Below are 15740 nucleotides of genomic sequence, written 5' to 3' on the forward strand. Positions count from 1 at the left end.
CGATCCGAGGAGGTCCGATGACTCTCGACGCCGTCGACACCACCATTCCCGACGACGCCGCCGCGGCGCATCGCGCGATGTGGGCGCTGGGCGACTACGCCCTGATGGCCGAGGAGGTGATGGCCCCGCTGGGTCCGGTTCTGGTGGCCGCGGCCGGTATCGGGCCGGGCCTGCGGGTGCTCGACGTCGCCGCCGGTTCCGGCAACATCTCGCTGCGCGCCGCCCGGACCGGCGCCGACGTCGTCTCCGCCGACCTCACACCCGAGCTGCTGCGGCGGTCCCAGGCGCGGGCCGCCGCGCAGGGGCTGCTGCTGGACCATCGGGAAGCCAACGCGCAGGCGCTGCCGTTCGGCGACGGCGAGTTCGACGCGGTGATCTCGGCGATCGGCGTGCAGTTCGCGCCGGACCACCAGCGTGCCGCGGGCGAACTGGTCCGGGTCTGCCGGCCGGGCGGGACGATCGGCGTGATCAGCTGGACGCCCGAGGGGTTCTTCGGCCGGATGCTGGCCACCCTGCGGCCGTACCGCCCGAGCCTGTCGCCGGCCGTCGCCCCGGCCGCATTGTGGGGACGCGAGGGTTACGTCGCCGGGCTGCTGGGCGATCGGGTCGGGCGCGTCACGACGCGGCGGGGCACCCTGCGGGTGGACCGGTTTCACAGCGCCGGGGACGTGCACGACTACTTCAAGGAGCACTACGGCCCGACGATCGAGGCGTACGCGAACATCGGCCACAACCGGATCCTGACCGCCGAGCTCGACGCCCAGCTCGTCGAGCTGGCCCACCAGCACCTGGCTGACGGCGCGATGCATTGGGAGTACCTGCTGGTCACCGCCCAGAAGCGGTGAGCCACGGGCGATTACAGGTCGAGATCTCCGTCGACGTGGACGTCGGGCTCGCCGCCGGCGGCCGTGAACGCGGTCAGCGCACGCACCAGCCCGTGGCGCTCCGGCGGGGGCATCTTCTCCACGATGGCGGCGATCTCGGCGCGCCGGTACGCGGTGACCCGGCGCACCACCTCGCGCCCGCGCTTGGTCAGCGCGGCGAGCAGTTCACGGCGGGAGGTGGGGTGTGGCAGGCGGTCGATCAGCCCGGCGGCGACGAGCCGGTCCACCATCCGGCCGGTCGCCGAGGGTTGCACACCCAGCAAGCCGGCCAGCGTGGCCAGGTTGACCGGGCCGCGGTTGGACAGGATCACCAGGGTCCGGAACTGCGGAATCGTGATGGTCTCGTCGACCTGTCCGATCGAGCGCGCCGAGATCGCCACCAGCAAGCGGGAAGCCGTCAGCAGCGCGTCGGTGATCACATCCAAGGACTCGTCCGCCGTGGTCGTATTTTCGGCCGGCATCGCGCCTCCCCGTCTAGCCATTAGCGAGCTAAAGAGTAGAAAGTGTAACAGTCTTCTAATATCGAGAATTGGGATTGTTTCCCACTCATACTATCGCCACAGGGAACGATCTGCCCGCCGCTCGCCTAGCCGATGTGCAGCGGATCGATCTGCACCCGCACCGGCTCATGGTTCTGCCGCGCGCTGAGCACGCCCACGCCGCGCCGCAGGGCGGCCGCCAGCGCCAGGCCCTGCTCACGGGGAACGCGCGCCAACTTCCTGATCACCGGCACGCCGGCGGCGGTGCCGGCCGGGCGGCGCACGCCGGGCGGCAGGTCCACGGGGCCGAGCACCTCGGCACCGTCGGGCAGCCGCGCCACGTCGAGCAGCGCCGCCACCGCGTCGGCGGCCCCGTCGATGGCCGCCATGTGGACGCTGGGCGGCAGGCCGACCTCGGCCCGCTCCGCCAGTTCGGCCTCCGCATGCCCGACCGGGTCCCACCGGATCAGCGATTGCACTGTGGGGATGGATGATTCGGCGACCACCAGCACCACGCCGCCGTCGCCGCGCGCGCGCACCAGCGCGGCGGCGCTAATCCACCGCCACAGGGCGTCCTCGGCGGCGCGCAGGTCCTGCCGGCCCAGCAGCGCCCAGGTGTCCAGCAGCAGCGCCGCCCCGTACCCGCCGTCGGCGCGGGGTTCGGCGCCCGGGGTCGCGACCACCAGCGCCGCGCGCGCGGCCACCTCGCCCACGATGGCGTCGCCCGACGAGGTGATGACGGGCGTGCCCGCGAACGCGCGGCCGAGTTCCTCGGCGGTGCGCCGGGCCCCCACCACCACAGCGCGCACAGCGTCGGATCCGCAACGCGCGCAGCGCAGCTGGGGCTCGGGGCGACCGCACCATCGGCAGACGGCGCCCGGACCGCGTTCCTGCAGCGCCAGCGGGCCCGTGCAGTGCCGGCACCGGGCGATGGTGCGGCAGCGCCCGCACGCCAGCGACGGGACGTACCCGCGCCGCGGCACCTGCACCAGCACCGGGGCCCCGGCTTGCAGCGACGAGCGGGCGGCGCGCAGCGCGATGGACGGGATGCGCGCGGTGCGGGCCGCCGGGTCGCGTTCCTCGGCGCTGTTGTCGAGGGCGACCACCCGGGGGGTGCGGGCCCGCACCACCGGCCGCGCCGCGACGATGTCGTGCGCCCATCCGCTGCGCACCAGCGCCTGGGCCTCCGCGGTGCGCGCGACGCCGCCGATCAGCGCCGCGCAGCGGGCCTGGTGCGCGCGCAGCATCGCCACCTCGCGGGCGTGCGGGTAGGGCGCCCGCGGCTCGGCCAGGCTGTCGTCGGCGTCCGCCCACACCATGACCAGACCCAGGTCGGACACCGGCGCGAAAACCGCACTGCGGGTGCCGATCACCAGTCGCGCGGTGCCGCGCAGGGCCGCCAGCCAGCGCCGGTAGCGCGCGGCCGGGCCCAGCCCCGCCGACAGCGCCACCACGCACTCCTGGTCGACGCGGGCCGTCGCCGCCGCCCACAGCGTGTCCAGGTCGCGCTGGTCGGGCACGATCGCCAGCGCCGCCCGCCCGGTCCGGATGGTTTGCGCGGCGGCCTCGGCGAAGCGGTCCGCCCACGGTTCACCCGGCAGCGCCTGCCAGACGGCCCGGGCGGCGCGCGACTCGGCCAGGGCGGCCAGAAACTGCCCGCCCCGGCCATAGGCCGCCCAGCCCGACGGGTCGACGGGCGATACCACCGGCAGCGCGAGGACGCGCGCCGGGTCGCGCTCCACCCGGGCGTGCCGCGGCGGCACCGCCAGCCGCAACACGTCCGGCCGGGTGCCGGCATACCGCGCCGCCACCGCGTCGACCAGCCGGCGGATCTCCGGCGTGAGCACCGGTTCGGCCGACACGACGCGGTCCAGCCAGCCGAGCTTGCCGCTGTGGTCGGTGTCGTTGCGGCGCTCCAGCACGAACGCGTCGACCAGCCGGCCGTGGAATCGCACCCGCACCCGCACCCCGGGCTGGGCATCGTCGGACTGCTCGGCCGACACCAGGTAGTCGAACTCGCGGTCCAGGTGGGGCACCGAGAGCATGGGCAGCACCCTGGCGATCGGCTCGACCTCGGGAGTTACCTTGCTGGCCAAGGGAACCGACAACTAGCCTTCGTCAGGCCCGGGCTCGTAGTCGCCCTCGTACTCGTAGTCGTAGTCGTAGTCGTAGTCGTAATCGGCCTCGTAATCGGGTTCCTCCCGGCCGAAGAAGAATCCGGCCGTGATCAGGACCTGGGCCGCGGCGTACAACCACCAGATCGGCACCGCCAACGCGTCGTTGTACAGGATGAACCGGCCGACGGCGATCATGGCGTCCGACGCCGCGAAACACACCGCCCCCACCGCGGTCCAGATGGTCGGCAGGTCGGCGAGCAGCGCCGCGCAGACCATCGCGGTCAGCACGAGCATGTAGAGCGTCACCGGGATCGTCAGCTTGTCACGGCCCAGGTGCGGCCAGAACCACAGCAACAACGACGTCGTGATGAGGCACAGCAGCACGACCGCGGCCAGGCGAGGCCGCGTCGCGCGGGCCAGCGGAACCAGCGCCCCCAGGAAACACAAGTGCGCCAACAGGAATGCGGCCAATCCCAACCCGAACGACATCGTCCACCACGGGATGGCCAGCAGCCAGTCGCCGACGGCCGACAGCAGCAGCGCCGGCATCAACCAGCGCCGCTCGCGGACGATGGGGTGCGCCACCGCGGCCACCGTCAGCAGTAATGCCATCGACGCCTTGAACGGCGGCTGCAAGACCCAGTGCCCCGTCAAACTCGTTCCCGGCGGCGAGCGCAAAGCGAGCACGGTCAGGTACACGCCGTAGCCGAGGCCAGCCCATCCGGCCACCACCCAGCCACCGGACACCAGCCGAGGTGCGTACGGTACTTCCATGCCCAGCTTGGAAACCGCGGAGGAAAACCCTGGTATCGACCCCATCTTGCAGAAGGTACTGGATGCGGTTCCGTTCCGGCTAACAACTGACGATGGTGTCGAGGCGGCGCGGCAACGGTTTCGCGACCTGCCCCGGCGCCCGCTGCACCCGGAGCTGAGGGTCGAGGACCGGGCGATACCGGGTCCGGGTGGCCCCCTCGGCGTCCGGATCTATTGGCCCTCCGCCGATCCCGGCCCGGCTGCGCCCGTGGTGCTGTTCTTCCACGGCGGCGGCTTCGTGGTGGGCGACCTCGACACCCACGACGGCACCGCCCGCGAGCATGCGGTCGGCGCCGACGCGGTCGTGGTGTCCGTCGACTACCGGTTGGCGCCGGAGCACCCCTACCCCGCCGCCGTCGAAGACGCTTGGGCCGCAACGCTCTGGGTCGCCGAGCACGCACCCGAACTCGGGGCAGACGGCACCCGGATGGCGGTCGCCGGCGATTCGGCCGGCGGGACGATCGCCGCGGCGACGGCGCAGCGCGCCCGCGCCGCCGGCCAAGGCGGGCCGGCGATCGCGTTCCAGCTGCTGTGGTATCCCTCCACGCTCTGGGACCCGTCGCTGCCGTCGTTCACCGAGAACGCCGGCGCGCCGATCCTCGACGCCAGGGCCGTCGCCGCGTTCTCGCGTTGGTACGCAGGCGAAGTCGACCCGTCGGACCCGCCGCCGGGCATGGCGCCGGGGCGGGCCGAAAACCTCGGCGGCCTGCCGCCGGCCTACATCGGCGTCGCCGGCCACGACCCGCTGCGCGACGACGGCATCCGCTACGGCGAGCTGCTGGCCGCCGCGGGCGTGGCGGTCGAGGTGCACAACGCCGACACCCTGGTGCACGGCTACCTCGGCTACGCCGGCGTGGTGCCCGCGGCCACCGCCGCCCAGGAGCGGGGGCTGGCCGCGCTGCGGGATGCCCTGCATTAACGGCCCGGAAGCGTACGGTGAACGGATGATTGAGCCGACCCTCGCCCGACCGAGCATCGATCCGACGCTGAAGATGCTGGTCGATTCGTTCCCGATGACCTTCAACGCCGCCGACGGTGTCGAGGTCGCGCGCTCGAGGCTGCGGCAGCTCAAGGTGCCCGCGGAACTGCTTCCCGAGCTGCGCACCGAAGAACGGACGATCGGTCACGGCGAGCTGACCGGCATTCCCGTGCGGATCTATTGGCCGGCCAGCGATCGCGAGGCCCTACCGGTTGTCGTGTTCTACCACGGCGGCGGCTTCTCGCTCGGCGACCTGGAGACCCACGACCCGCTCGCCCGCGCGCATGCCGCGGGCGCCGAGGCCATCGTGGTGTCCGTCGACTACCGGCTGGCCCCCGAGCACCCGTTCCCGGCCGGGGTCGACGACTGCTGGGCCGCGCTGCGGTGGGTCGCCGAACACGCCGCCGAGCTGGGCGGCGACCCGGACCGCATCGCGGTGGCCGGTGACTCGGCCGGCGGCAACCTCGCCGCCGTCATGGCGCAGCTGGCCCGGGACAACGGCGGGCCGGCGCTGCGGTTCCAGCTGCTGTGGTACCCGACCGTCACCGCGGACCTGTCGCTGCCGTCGCACACCGAGAACGCCTACGCGCCCATCCTGGATCGCGACGTGATCGAGGCCTTCCTGTCCTGGTACCTGCCCGACCTCGACATCACCGACCCGAAGGCCCTGCCGACCACCCTGGCCCCGGCCAACGCCGACGATCTGTCCGGATTGCCACCGGCCTTCATCGGGGTCGCCGAGCACGATCCCCTGCGCGACGACGGGTCGGTCTACGCCGAGCTGCTCAGCGCCGCCGGCGTGCCCGCCGAACTGAGCCACGAGCCGAACATGGTGCACGGGTATGCGAGCTTCTCGCTGGTCATACCCGCCGCCGCCGAGGCCACCAACCGCGGGCTCGCGGCGCTGCGCAACGCGCTGCACGGCTAGCTCTCCCGCGAATACGCGCTGGGCGCAACGCCATACCAGCGCTTGAACGCGTGCGAGAACGTCGAGACCTCGGTGTAGCCGAGCCGGGTGGACACCTCCTCCACGGTCAGCCCGACGTTGCGCAGCAAGTCGACCGCCACGGTGGATCGCGCCTCGTTGAGTAGGGCCCGAAACGACGTGCCCTCCTCGCCGAGCCGCCGGCGCAGCGTTCGCGGATGGACATCGAGTTCGTCGGCGACGTCGGAAAGCGTTGGGAACAAACCGGAACCGCGGAACAGCTTGCTGCGCACCAGCGCGGTGATGCCCCGGCGGCTCTCGCTGCTCTGCATCAGCACGTCGCATTGGGCCATGCACATCTCCAGGGTGTGGCGGTCGGCCTGCGGCAGCGGCTCGTCGAACATGGCCCGCGGGAAGTGCAACCGGTTGTGCGCCCGGCCGAACCTCACGTCGTGGACCGGCACCAGTTCGAGCAGCGGCCGCAGCAGTTCCTCGTCGACCGCCAGCTCGGCGGTCACCTCGTCCGCGTACTTTTCGGCCACCGGTAGCGCGAAACTGGCTGTGGTCGCGATGATCCCGGCGATGTCACGCTCGATGAAAAACCCCCGCACGTCGGCGGGCAGGTGGCTTGCGTCGAGTTCGATCACGCAGTCCTTGGCGGTTTCGAACAGCGTGAGGCGGATGTGCATGGTGGTCAGCGCGAAGTACCGCATGGCGATCGAGAACAGCTCCCGCAGAGTGCCGCACGACATCACCGCAAACCCGAACAATCCCAGGTGGGTGAGAGTGGACCGGCTGCCGACGTCCACGCCGATGCCGGCCTGGGACGGAAGCCGCGCCAGCAGCCGGCGCACCGCCTCGATCTCGTCGATGGCGCTGACCATGGCGTCCGGCTTGTCGAGATCGGCCGGCTCGATCCCGGTGCCGGCCAACACGTCGGCCGTCGAAACCCCGCGTTCGTTGGCGACCTCACACAACACCCGGGTCGCGTGCACCGGGTGACTCAGCGTCGGGGGATGTCCCATGGCGTGTCCTAAAATCCCAACTCCCTGTCCGATAATCTCATTAATGCGCGGCCGCGTCATCCATACAGTGGAGTCATGGCGACCCTTTCCGCCGAGCGGCCCCCGACCGGACCCGCCACACGCCTGGGCTTCTGGACGATGACGCGCGACGCCCTCACCGTCGGATTCGATGTGGGCGATGGACTCATGAGCCGGATACGCGGCAGCGATATCGCCCGATTCCGTTGCGCGGGGAGGCGTTTCGTGTCGCTGAGCCATCCCGACTACGTCGACCACGTGCTGCACGAAGCCAGGCTGAAATACGTCAAGTCGAACGAGTACGAGCCCATCCGCGCCACCGTCGGCATCAATTTGCTCACCGACGAGGGCGACTCCTGGGCCGTCCACCGCGGCACGCTGAACCCGACCTTCGCCCGCCGCCACCTCAACGGAATCGCCGAGAAGATGATCGACCCGATCGCCGACGTCACCGGCGCGCTGACACCGGACGCGCGGTTCGACATCCACCAGACGATGGTCGAGGCGACCCTGCGCGTGGTCGCCAATTCCCTGTTCAGCCAGGACTTCGGGCCGCTGGTGCAAAGCATGAACGACCTGGCGACGCGCGGGCTGCGGCACGCCGAGCGCCTGCAGCGACTCGGGCTGTGGGGCCTGATGCCGCCCCCGGTCTACGACGCGCTGCACTGGCTGGCGTTCTCCGGCGTGCGCCTGCCGCCGCCGCTGCGCGACATGCAGGACATCACGCTGACCCTCGACAGCGCGGTGAACGCCGTGATCGATGACCGGTTGCTGCACCCGAACGATTCCGCCGATCTGCTCAACGTGTTGCTCCGCGCCGACGGCGGAAGCTGGCCGCGGCAACGGATCCGCGACGAGGCTTTGACGTTCATGCTCGCCGGACACGAGACCACCGCGAACGCCATGTCGTGGTTCTGGTACCTGATGGCGCTGCACCCCGGCTCCCGCGACCGGACGCTCGCCGAGATCGACGACGTGCTGGGCTCCCGCCGTCCCACCGCCGAGGACCTGGGCAGGTTGCCGTGGACCACCGCGTGCCTGCAGGAGACGCAGCGCTACCTGTCGTCGGTGTGGATCATCTCGCGCCGGGCCATCGACGACGACGTCGTCGGCGGCCATCACATCCGGCGCGGCACCACCGTCCTCATCCCGATCCATCACATCCACCACGACCCGCGCTGGTGGCCCGACCCGGAAACCTTCGACCCCAACCGGTTCTGCCGGCCGGACAAGGACCGCCCGCGCTCGGCATACCTGCCATTCGGGGGCGGCCGGCGCATCTGCATCGGCCAGAGCTTCGCCCTGATGGAGATGGTGCTGATAGCCGCGATCATGAGTCAGCGCTTCACCTTTGACCTTGCCCCCGGCCATGAGATAGAACTCGAGGCGACGATGACCCTGCGGCCCAAGCACGGGGTGCACGTGGTGGGAAGCAGGCGCACATGAAACCCGATTACGACACCCTGATCGTGGGCGGCGGATTCTCCGGCATCGGCGCCGCGATCAAGCTCGACAAGGCCGGGCTGTCCAACTACCTCGTCCTCGAGGCTGGCGACGGGGTCGGCGGAACGTGGCACTGGAACACGTATCCCGGTATCGCCGTGGACATTCCGTCGTTCTCCTATCAATTCTCCTTCGAACAGAGCCCCCGCTGGTCGCGGACCTACGCACCCGGCCGCGAGCTCAAGTCCTACGCCGAACACTGCGTCGACAAGTACGGCCTCCGCTGGCGGATCCGGTTCCACACCAAGGTGCTGTCCGCCGAGTTCGACGACGAACACGACCTGTGGCGGGTGCAGACCGATCCCGGCGGACAACTCACCGCCCGGTTCCTGATCAACGCCAGCGGCGTGCTGACCGTGCCGAAGCTGCCGGACATCGACGGCGTCGACTCCTTCGCCGGCACCACCATGCACACGGCGCGGTGGGACCACACCGTGGACCTGACCGGCAAGCGCGTCGCGATCATCGGCACCGGCGCCTCGGCCGTGCAGGTGATCCCCGAGATCGCGCCGATCGTCTCCCACCTCACGGTGTTTCAGCGCACCCCGATCTGGTGCTTCCCGAAATTCGACGTGCCGCTGCCGGTGCCGGTCCGCTGGGCGATGCGCGTCCCCGGCAGCAAGGTCGTGCAGCGAGTGCTCAGCCAGGTCTTCGTCGAGCTGACCTTTTCGCTGGCCGCGCAGTACTTCACGGTGTTCCCGCTGGCCAAGCGGATGCGCACGGCCGGGCTCGCCTACCTGCGAAAGCAGGTCACCGACCCGGCGGTCCGCGAGCAACTCACCCCCCGCTACGCCGTGGGCTGCAAGCGGCCCGGCTTTCACAACGAGTACCTGGCCACCTTCAACCGCGACAACGTGCGGCTGGTCACCGAGCCGATCGACAAGGTCACCCCGTCCGCGGTCGCCACGACCGATGGCGAGGCCCACGAGGTCGACGTGCTGATCCTGGCCACCGGCTTCAAGGTGATGGACACCGACAATGTCCCGACCTTCTCCGTGACCGGCAGCGGCGGCAAGTCGTTGAGCCGGTTCTGGGACGAGCACCGGCTGCAGGCCTACGAGGGCGTCAGCGTCCCCGGATTTCCCAACATGTTCAGTGTGTTCGGCCCCTACGGGTACGTCGGCTCTTCGTATTTCGCGCTGATCGAGACCCAGACACACCACATCGTGCGGTGCCTCAGGCGGGCCCGGCGCGACGGCGCGACCCGCGTCGAGGTGACCGAGGGTGCCAACGAGCGCTACTTCGCCGAGATGATGCGCAAGCGGCACCGGCAGATCTTCTGGCAGGACAGCTGCAAACTGGCCAACAGCTACTACTTCGACAAGAACGGCGACGTGCCGCTACGCCCGGCGACCACACTGGAGACCTACTGGCGCAGCCGGCGGTTCGACCTCGACGACTACCGCTTCACCGCCTGAGAGATCGAGATCATTTGCGCCCCTGCAAAATTCCCTCGATGTTGCGTTCCGCCAGCGCGGTGATCGACATGAACGGGTTGCAGCCCAGATAGCCGGGGAGCAGCGACGCGTCGTTGACGTAAAGCTTGTCGTAGCCCTTCACCCGGCCGTAGCCGTCCGTGGCCCTGCCCCTGACCACGCCGCCCATCGGGTGAACGGTGTTGGGCGCGAACGCCGTTCCCTCGAAGAGGTCGTCGCGGTAGTCCACGCCGTTGGCCTGCGTCACCTTGTCGAAGACGAGCTGGGCCCTCTCGCGCAGGTGATCCGTGTGGCCGTCCGGCCATTCGATGGCGATCGAGTCCTTGGTGCGGTCGTAGCCGATGTTCGCGCGGTCGCCGGTGCGCACCATCACGTAGTAGCCCAACGCGAGCGTCTCCACCGGCAGGGGAAGCGAGAACATGCTGGCGTACACCGGGTTGTCGGGATCGTCCCTACCGTCGAGGTTGATCATGCCCAGCAGCGACTGCTGGGTGCCCGCCGGATCGCCGGGCGCCAGCATGTGGGAGACCATGATGTCCCCGTTGTTGCCGTACCCGCGGCCGATCTCATCGCTCAGGTGGGGCAGCGTCCCCGTCTCGCGGGCCCGCAGCAGGATCTCGTTCGTGCCGAGCACTCCGGCACTGAGATACAGTTCGTCGCAACCGATTTCGGACCGGGTGAGCACCTTGCCGAACCGGTCGATCTCCAGCGTCGACACCACGTATTCGCCGGAGGGCTCACGCCGGACGCCGGTCACCTCGGTGAGCGGCTTGAGGGTGACCTTTCCGGTCGCCAGCGCCGCCGCGATGTAGGTCGCATCGACGCTGCCGAACCTGCCGTAGTTGTTGCCGTACTGCTGTTCGAAGTTCAACGCCGAGCGCGGAACCAGTCCCGCCTCTTCCCGTTGCATGTAGTCGAACGAATAGGCGCTGCCGTTGTAGTCGACCCGGTAACCGGCCGCCTCCGCGTACTGCCGGCCCACCCTGGCGTATTGGAACCACGGCGTGCTTTCGAACCAGTCCATGTCGCGGTAGCTGATCCGCAGCATGGCTTTGGCGCGTTCGATGTAGGTCCCCAGGAAGGCGTCGGGATCGATGTCGGGGAAGGCGGTTCGGACCTGATCCGGGGTGGGGATGGCCGCGATCGCGGCGTTGACCATCGATCCCCCGCCGACGGCCGTGCCGCGGAACACCGCGTGCGCGCCGTGCACAATCCGCTCGCAGATCCCGGCCTGCACCGGCTGGGGCGAAGGCGAGTGCCTGGCCACCTGCGCGATCGACACGCCGCGATACGACGGCACCAGGCTCGGCGGGACGGACGTGAACCACCCGGCGCGGTTGTCCGCGGGCACCATCCGCGAGAAGCGCTTGCCGTCCGCGTCGGCGCTGTTGAACCACCTGCCCTTTTCCAGGATCAGCGTCTCGATGCCGGCCTGGCCGAGCCGCAACGCCGACACTCCGCCGCCGTACCCGCTGCCGACCACGATGGCCCGGTAGTGCGGGCGCAGGGCGCTCGCGGCGGCTCGCCGCGTTCCCAGTTGAGCGACGCCGGCGCCGAGGGCGCCCGCGGCGACACCCGCGGTGGCACCCAGAAAGCGTCTCCGCGAGAAAGCCATGCCCTGCCTCCGGTCCGAGCAGACTGTGATTTAACTAACCACGTACTAAGCATACCTGAAGTATGCGAAATGCGCTATCGTGTGTAGGCATGACAGGTGACCGGCTGTCAATTCGACCGTCAGAATGTTATGGGACGCGTGTGCCACTTTTGTCCCGGATGGGGGCCGCCCGCCGACCGAGGGCCTCCGCCGAGCGCTGGAAGCGGCCCAAGAAATACCTCTGGCTGCTGGCCGCGGCCGTGCCGGCGCTGATCTTCCCCTGCTGGGCGGGGGCGCAGCACCTCGGTTTCGGCGTGTTCTGGTGGGGCGTCCCCATCCTGGCGTTCGTGATCATTCCCGTCGTGGACCACCTGATGGGCCCCGACGTCACCGACAACCCCGACGAGAGCGTCCTTGCCTGGCTGGAAACCAACTCGTTCTACCGCTGGGCCACCTACCTGTACCTCCCCAACCAGTACCTGTCGCTGGTATTCGCCTGCTGGGTGTGGAGCGGCGGCGGTTGGGTCGCCATGGGTTTCGCCGAAAAGCTCGGACTGATGGCCACGGTGGGACTGGTCGGCGGCCTGGCCATCAACGCCGCGCACGAATTGGGGCACACCCGGGTCCGGGCGGAACGACGCCTCAGCAAGGTGGCGCTCGCCCAGACCTGCTACGGGCACTTTTACGTCGAGCACAACCGCGGGCACCACGTCCGTGTCGCGACCCCCGAGGACCCGGCCAGCGCGCGGCTGGGCGAGAACCTCTACGCGTTCATCCCGCGGTCGGTGCTCGGCGGGCTGCGCTCGGCCTGGCGGCTCGAGGCCGACCGACTGGCCGCCACGGGTAAAACCCGCTGGTCGCTGCGCAACGACATCCTCAACGCGTGGCTGCTGAGCGTCGCCCTGTTCACCGTACTTTCGGTATGGTTCGGCCTTGTCGTCCTACCGTGGCTGATCGGCCAGGCGATCGTGGGCTTTTGCCTGCTGGAGACCGTCAACTACATGGAGCACTACGGGCTGCGGCGGCAGCTGCTGCCCAGCGGCCGCTACGAACGCGTCCAGCCCGCGCACAGTTGGAACAGCAGCTCGGTGATCACCAACGTCCTGCTGTTCCACCTGCAGCGGCATTCCGATCATCACGCCAACCCGCTGCGCCCCTACCAGGTGCTGCGCCACGTCGATGAGGCGCCGCAACTCCCGAGCGGGTACAGCGCCATGCTGCTGGTGGCGCTGTTCCCGCCGCTGTGGCGGCGGGTGATGGACCCGCGGGTGCTCGCATTCTATGGCGGCGACGTCCGCCGGACCGCGCTCAAGCCGGCGATGGCCGTCCCCGGCCGGCGCTACGCTTTCAGGCGTGGCCAAGGAGTTTTCGCGGCTCGATGAGTCGCTGACGGAGTTCATCGCGGACCAGGCCGTCTTCTTCGTCGCCACCGCGCCCGCCGAGGGCGGCCGAATCAACCTCTCCCCCAAGGGCTATCGCGACACCTTCGCCGTGCTGGACGAGCACACCGTCGCCTACCTGGATCTGTTCGGCAGCGGCGTCGAAACGATCGCGCACCTGCGTGACAACGGCCGGATCACGATCATGTTCTGTTCGTTCACCCGCAACTCGCGCATCCTGCGGCTGTTCGGCACCGGGCGCGTCGTGCGTCCCGACGACGCCGAATTCCCCGGATTGCTAACGCGTTTCGGCGGCACGCACGCCGGCGTCCGGGCCGTCATCGTCGTCGAACTCGAACGGATCGCCGACGCCTGCGGATTCGCAGTGCCCTACTACGAGCTCGTCGACGAGCGCCCGGTCCTCGACGCGCATCACGGCAAGGCGTCCGCTGACGCGTTCGCCCGGCTCGCCGAACGCAACCGGCGCAGCATCGACGGGCTGCCCGCGCTGGAGGGTGACCACCCGGTTCCGCCCTGAACGTAACGCTTCGGCGGCGTCGACCGATGGTTTGCCAAGCGGGGGTCGACGGAAAGGGAGACCGACGATGTCGTTTGTGTTCGCCATGCCAGAGCACGTGCGGACGGCAGCCACGCAATTAGCCGGCATCGGATCGACAATCGACTCAGCCACCGCGACGGCGGCCGCCCGGACCACGCAGGTGCTGGCCGCCGGCGCCGACCAGGTGTCCGGGGCGGTCGCGGCGCTGTTCTCCGGGCACGGCCAGGCCTACCAGGCCATCAGCGCCCAGCTGGCGGCCTTTCATCAGGATTTCGTGCGAAACCTGTCGGCGGGCGCGGCCTCCTACGTCGGCGCCGAGGTGAACAACGCCGTGACCATCGGCAACGACGGCGTCGCCGACCTGGGGCTCGGCAACATCGGCAACGGCAACATCGGCGGCGGCAACGCCGGCAACACCAACCTCGGCAGCGGCAACGCCGGCTACACCAACATCGGCAATGGCAACATCGGCAACGGCAACGTGGGCGCCGGCAACATCGGCTACAGCAACGCCGGCAGCGGCAACACCGGCAACGCCAATGTGGGTCTCGGCAACGCCGGCATTTCCAACGTGGGCGGCGGCAACCTCGGTAACGGCAACATGGGCGCCGGCAACCTCGGCAGCTATAACCAGGGCGCCGCCAACAGCGGCAACTCCAACGTGGGCCTCGCAAACCTGGGCAGCAACAACCTGGGTATCGGCAACAGCGGCAGCAACGACGTCGGCATCGGGCTCAAGGGCGACAACCTGACCGGCATCGGCGGGCTCAACGCCAACGGCAGCGTCGGCAATGTGGGCTGGGGCAACAACGGCAACCACAACATCGGGCTGGGCAACACCGGCAACAACAACATCGGCGTAGGGCTGACCGGCGACCACGAAATCGGCGTCGGCGGCACCTATTACGACACCGCCACCGGTCAGTTCACCTTCGGCGGGCTGAACTCCGGCAGCGGCAACACCGGGCTGTTCAACAGCGGCACCGGCAACTCCGGCCTGTTCAACTCCGGCACCGCAAACACCGGCCTGTTCAACAGCGGCACCCACAACTGGGGCCTGTTCAACTCGGGCAACATCAACACCGGCATCGGCAACACGGGCGACATCAACACCGGGCTGTGGAATGCCGGCTACTCCAACGTCGGCGCGTTCAACGCCGGCTACCAGAACGTCGGCATGGGCGACCCCGGCTTCAGCAACGTGGGCTCGTGGAACGGCGGCGACAACAACATCGGCGTTCTCAACGGCTCATCGGGCAACATCGGTCACCTCAACGGCGGCTACAACAACATCGGCGTCGGCAACGCCGGCGCGTTCAACGTGGGCAGCTTCAACGGCGGCGACGAGAACATGGGCGACTCCAACGCCGGCTGCAGCAACACCGGATCCTTCAACGGGGGCAGCACCAACACCGGTTTCTTCAACGCGGGCGACACCAACACCGGGCTGTTCAACGCGGGCAGCCTCAACACCGGTGCGGGCAGCCCGGTCACCCAGGCCGTCGCCAACTCGGGCTTCGGCAACGCCGGCGCCGGCAACTCGGGCTTTTTCAACACCAGCGACGGCAATTCGGGCTTCTACAACTCCGCGGCCGGCGGCTTCAACTCCGGCTTGATGAACACCGGCACGGGCAACCACGACACCGGCGCCTTCAACTCCGGCGGCGGCCAGTTCTCGGTGGGCTTCGCCAACTCCGACAGCGGCAAGTACAACACCGGCCTGGGCAACTCGGGACCCGGCGACTACAACACCGGCCTTTACAACTCCGGCTACGGCGGCAACAACACCGGCTTCTGGAACACCGACTCGTTCGTCGGCGGCAACACGGGCTGGTTCAACTCGGGCGTCGGCAACAACACCGGGTTCTTCAACTCCGGTGGCGGCTACCCCTTCGACCAGGGCAACTCGGGCTTCGGCAACACCGGCACCGGCGCCTCCGGGTGGCTCAAACGGCCCGTTTGAGCTCGTCGACCATGTTGAGTTGTTCCCAGGGCAGTTCGATGTCGGTGCGCCCGAAGTGGCCGTAGG

At 69.4% G+C, this 15740-nt stretch carries 14 protein-coding genes; 8 read left to right on the forward strand and 6 right to left on the reverse strand.

What is annotated here, in order from left to right:
* The first annotated feature begins 17 nt into the window (after positions 1-17).
* The gene (locus tag A5673_RS24880; RefSeq protein WP_068238765.1) at positions 18-845 is read left to right on the forward strand and encodes a class I SAM-dependent methyltransferase; all 828 of its coding nucleotides are present in this window, start codon (positions 18-20) and stop codon (positions 843-845) included.
* 11 nt (positions 846-856) lie between these two features.
* Here A5673_RS24880 and A5673_RS24885 read toward each other — a convergent pair whose 3' ends face one another.
* The 3 genes from A5673_RS24885 to A5673_RS24895 form a co-directional block, all read right to left on the reverse strand.
* Positions 857-1345, reverse strand: coding sequence for a MarR family winged helix-turn-helix transcriptional regulator (locus tag A5673_RS24885; protein WP_068238767.1), 489 nt, complete (start codon positions 1343-1345; stop codon positions 857-859).
* 125 nt (positions 1346-1470) lie between these two features.
* Positions 1471-3408, reverse strand: coding sequence for a primosomal protein N' (locus A5673_RS24890; protein ID WP_068238791.1), 1938 nt, complete (start codon positions 3406-3408; stop codon positions 1471-1473).
* 63 nt (positions 3409-3471) lie between these two features.
* Positions 3472-4254 (reverse strand): lysoplasmalogenase, encoded by a 783-nt coding sequence (locus A5673_RS24895; RefSeq protein WP_082958942.1) that lies wholly within the window; start codon positions 4252-4254, stop codon positions 3472-3474.
* Here A5673_RS24895 and A5673_RS24900 point away from each other — a divergent pair.
* Complete coding sequence (locus tag A5673_RS24900) at positions 4253-5212, forward strand: alpha/beta hydrolase (protein ID WP_068238769.1); 960 nt, start codon at positions 4253-4255, stop codon at positions 5210-5212. The genes A5673_RS24895 and A5673_RS24900 overlap by 2 nt on opposite strands.
* 25 nt (positions 5213-5237) lie before the next feature.
* On the forward strand, positions 5238-6200 hold the full coding sequence (locus A5673_RS24905; protein ID WP_068238771.1) for an alpha/beta hydrolase: 963 nt from the start codon (positions 5238-5240) through the stop codon (positions 6198-6200).
* Here the strand turns inward: A5673_RS24905 and A5673_RS24910 are convergent.
* Positions 6197-7222 carry an AraC family transcriptional regulator gene (locus tag A5673_RS24910; RefSeq protein WP_068238773.1) on the reverse strand — a complete coding sequence of 342 codons (1026 nt, stop codon included), beginning with the start codon at positions 7220-7222 and terminating at the stop codon, positions 6197-6199. The two genes, A5673_RS24905 and A5673_RS24910, sit on opposite strands and share 4 nt — an antisense overlap.
* Before the next feature lie 75 nt (positions 7223-7297).
* On the opposite strand from A5673_RS24910, the gene A5673_RS24915 reads away from it, so the two are divergent.
* Both A5673_RS24915 and A5673_RS24920 read left to right on the forward strand, forming a co-directional pair.
* Positions 7298-8686, forward strand: coding sequence for a cytochrome P450 (locus tag A5673_RS24915; RefSeq protein WP_068238775.1), 1389 nt, complete (start codon positions 7298-7300; stop codon positions 8684-8686).
* Positions 8683-10161, forward strand: coding sequence for an NAD(P)/FAD-dependent oxidoreductase (locus A5673_RS24920; RefSeq protein WP_068238777.1), 1479 nt, complete (start codon positions 8683-8685; stop codon positions 10159-10161). The genes A5673_RS24915 and A5673_RS24920 overlap by 4 nt, the downstream gene beginning before the upstream one ends.
* 10 nt (positions 10162-10171) lie before the next feature.
* Here the strand turns inward: A5673_RS24920 and A5673_RS24925 are convergent, their stop codons facing one another.
* Positions 10172-11794, reverse strand: a complete 1623-nt coding sequence (locus A5673_RS24925) for a GMC oxidoreductase (RefSeq protein ID WP_068238779.1) — start codon at positions 11792-11794, stop codon at positions 10172-10174.
* Between the two features lie 140 nt (positions 11795-11934).
* Between A5673_RS24925 and A5673_RS24930 the strand changes: the two genes are divergently transcribed.
* The 3 genes from A5673_RS24930 (at position 11935) to A5673_RS24940 (ending at position 15674) form a co-directional block, all read left to right on the forward strand.
* Positions 11935-13155: an alkane 1-monooxygenase gene (locus tag A5673_RS24930; RefSeq protein ID WP_082958943.1), complete on the forward strand. Its 1221-nt coding sequence runs from the start codon at positions 11935-11937 to the stop codon at positions 13153-13155.
* Positions 13127-13690: a pyridoxamine 5'-phosphate oxidase family protein gene (locus A5673_RS24935; RefSeq protein ID WP_068238784.1), complete on the forward strand. Its 564-nt coding sequence runs from the start codon at positions 13127-13129 to the stop codon at positions 13688-13690. The genes A5673_RS24930 and A5673_RS24935 overlap by 29 nt, the downstream gene beginning before the upstream one ends.
* Before the next feature lie 67 nt (positions 13691-13757).
* Positions 13758-15674 (forward strand): PE domain-containing protein, encoded by a 1917-nt coding sequence (locus A5673_RS24940; RefSeq protein WP_068238786.1) that lies wholly within the window; start codon positions 13758-13760, stop codon positions 15672-15674.
* Here the strand turns inward: A5673_RS24940 and A5673_RS30275 are convergent.
* Positions 15658-15740, reverse strand: an 83-nt coding sequence (locus A5673_RS30275; protein WP_231971452.1) for a hypothetical protein, incomplete at its 5' end; no start/stop codon positions are given. The two genes, A5673_RS24940 and A5673_RS30275, sit on opposite strands and share 17 nt — an antisense overlap.

Source organism: Mycobacterium sp. E3198 (genome assembly GCF_001667015.1).
Lineage (GTDB): Bacteria > Actinomycetota > Actinomycetes > Mycobacteriales > Mycobacteriaceae > Mycobacterium.

Bases quoted from the DNA above. Each gene is read 5' to 3' on its own strand.
- A5673_RS24880 (WP_068238765.1), top strand. From the start codon at position 18: ATGACTCTCGACGCCGTCGACACCACCATTCCCGACGACGCCGCCGCG.
- A5673_RS24885 (WP_068238767.1), bottom strand. From the start codon at position 1,345: ATGCCGGCCGAAAATACGACCACGGCGGACGAGTCCTTGGATGTGATC.
- A5673_RS24890 (WP_068238791.1), bottom strand. From the start codon at position 3,408: ATGCTCTCGGTGCCCCACCTGGACCGCGAGTTCGACTACCTGGTGTCG.
- A5673_RS24900 (WP_068238769.1), top strand. From the start codon at position 4,253: ATGCCCAGCTTGGAAACCGCGGAGGAAAACCCTGGTATCGACCCCATC.
- A5673_RS24895 (WP_082958942.1), bottom strand. From the start codon at position 4,254: ATGGAAGTACCGTACGCACCTCGGCTGGTGTCCGGTGGCTGGGTGGTG.
- A5673_RS24905 (WP_068238771.1), top strand. From the start codon at position 5,238: ATGATTGAGCCGACCCTCGCCCGACCGAGCATCGATCCGACGCTGAAG.
- A5673_RS24910 (WP_068238773.1), bottom strand. From the start codon at position 7,222: ATGGGACATCCCCCGACGCTGAGTCACCCGGTGCACGCGACCCGGGTG.
- A5673_RS24915 (WP_068238775.1), top strand. From the start codon at position 7,298: ATGGCGACCCTTTCCGCCGAGCGGCCCCCGACCGGACCCGCCACACGC.
- A5673_RS24920 (WP_068238777.1), top strand. From the start codon at position 8,683: ATGAAACCCGATTACGACACCCTGATCGTGGGCGGCGGATTCTCCGGC.
- A5673_RS24925 (WP_068238779.1), bottom strand. From the start codon at position 11,794: ATGGCTTTCTCGCGGAGACGCTTTCTGGGTGCCACCGCGGGTGTCGCC.
- A5673_RS24940 (WP_068238786.1), top strand. From the start codon at position 13,758: ATGTCGTTTGTGTTCGCCATGCCAGAGCACGTGCGGACGGCAGCCACG.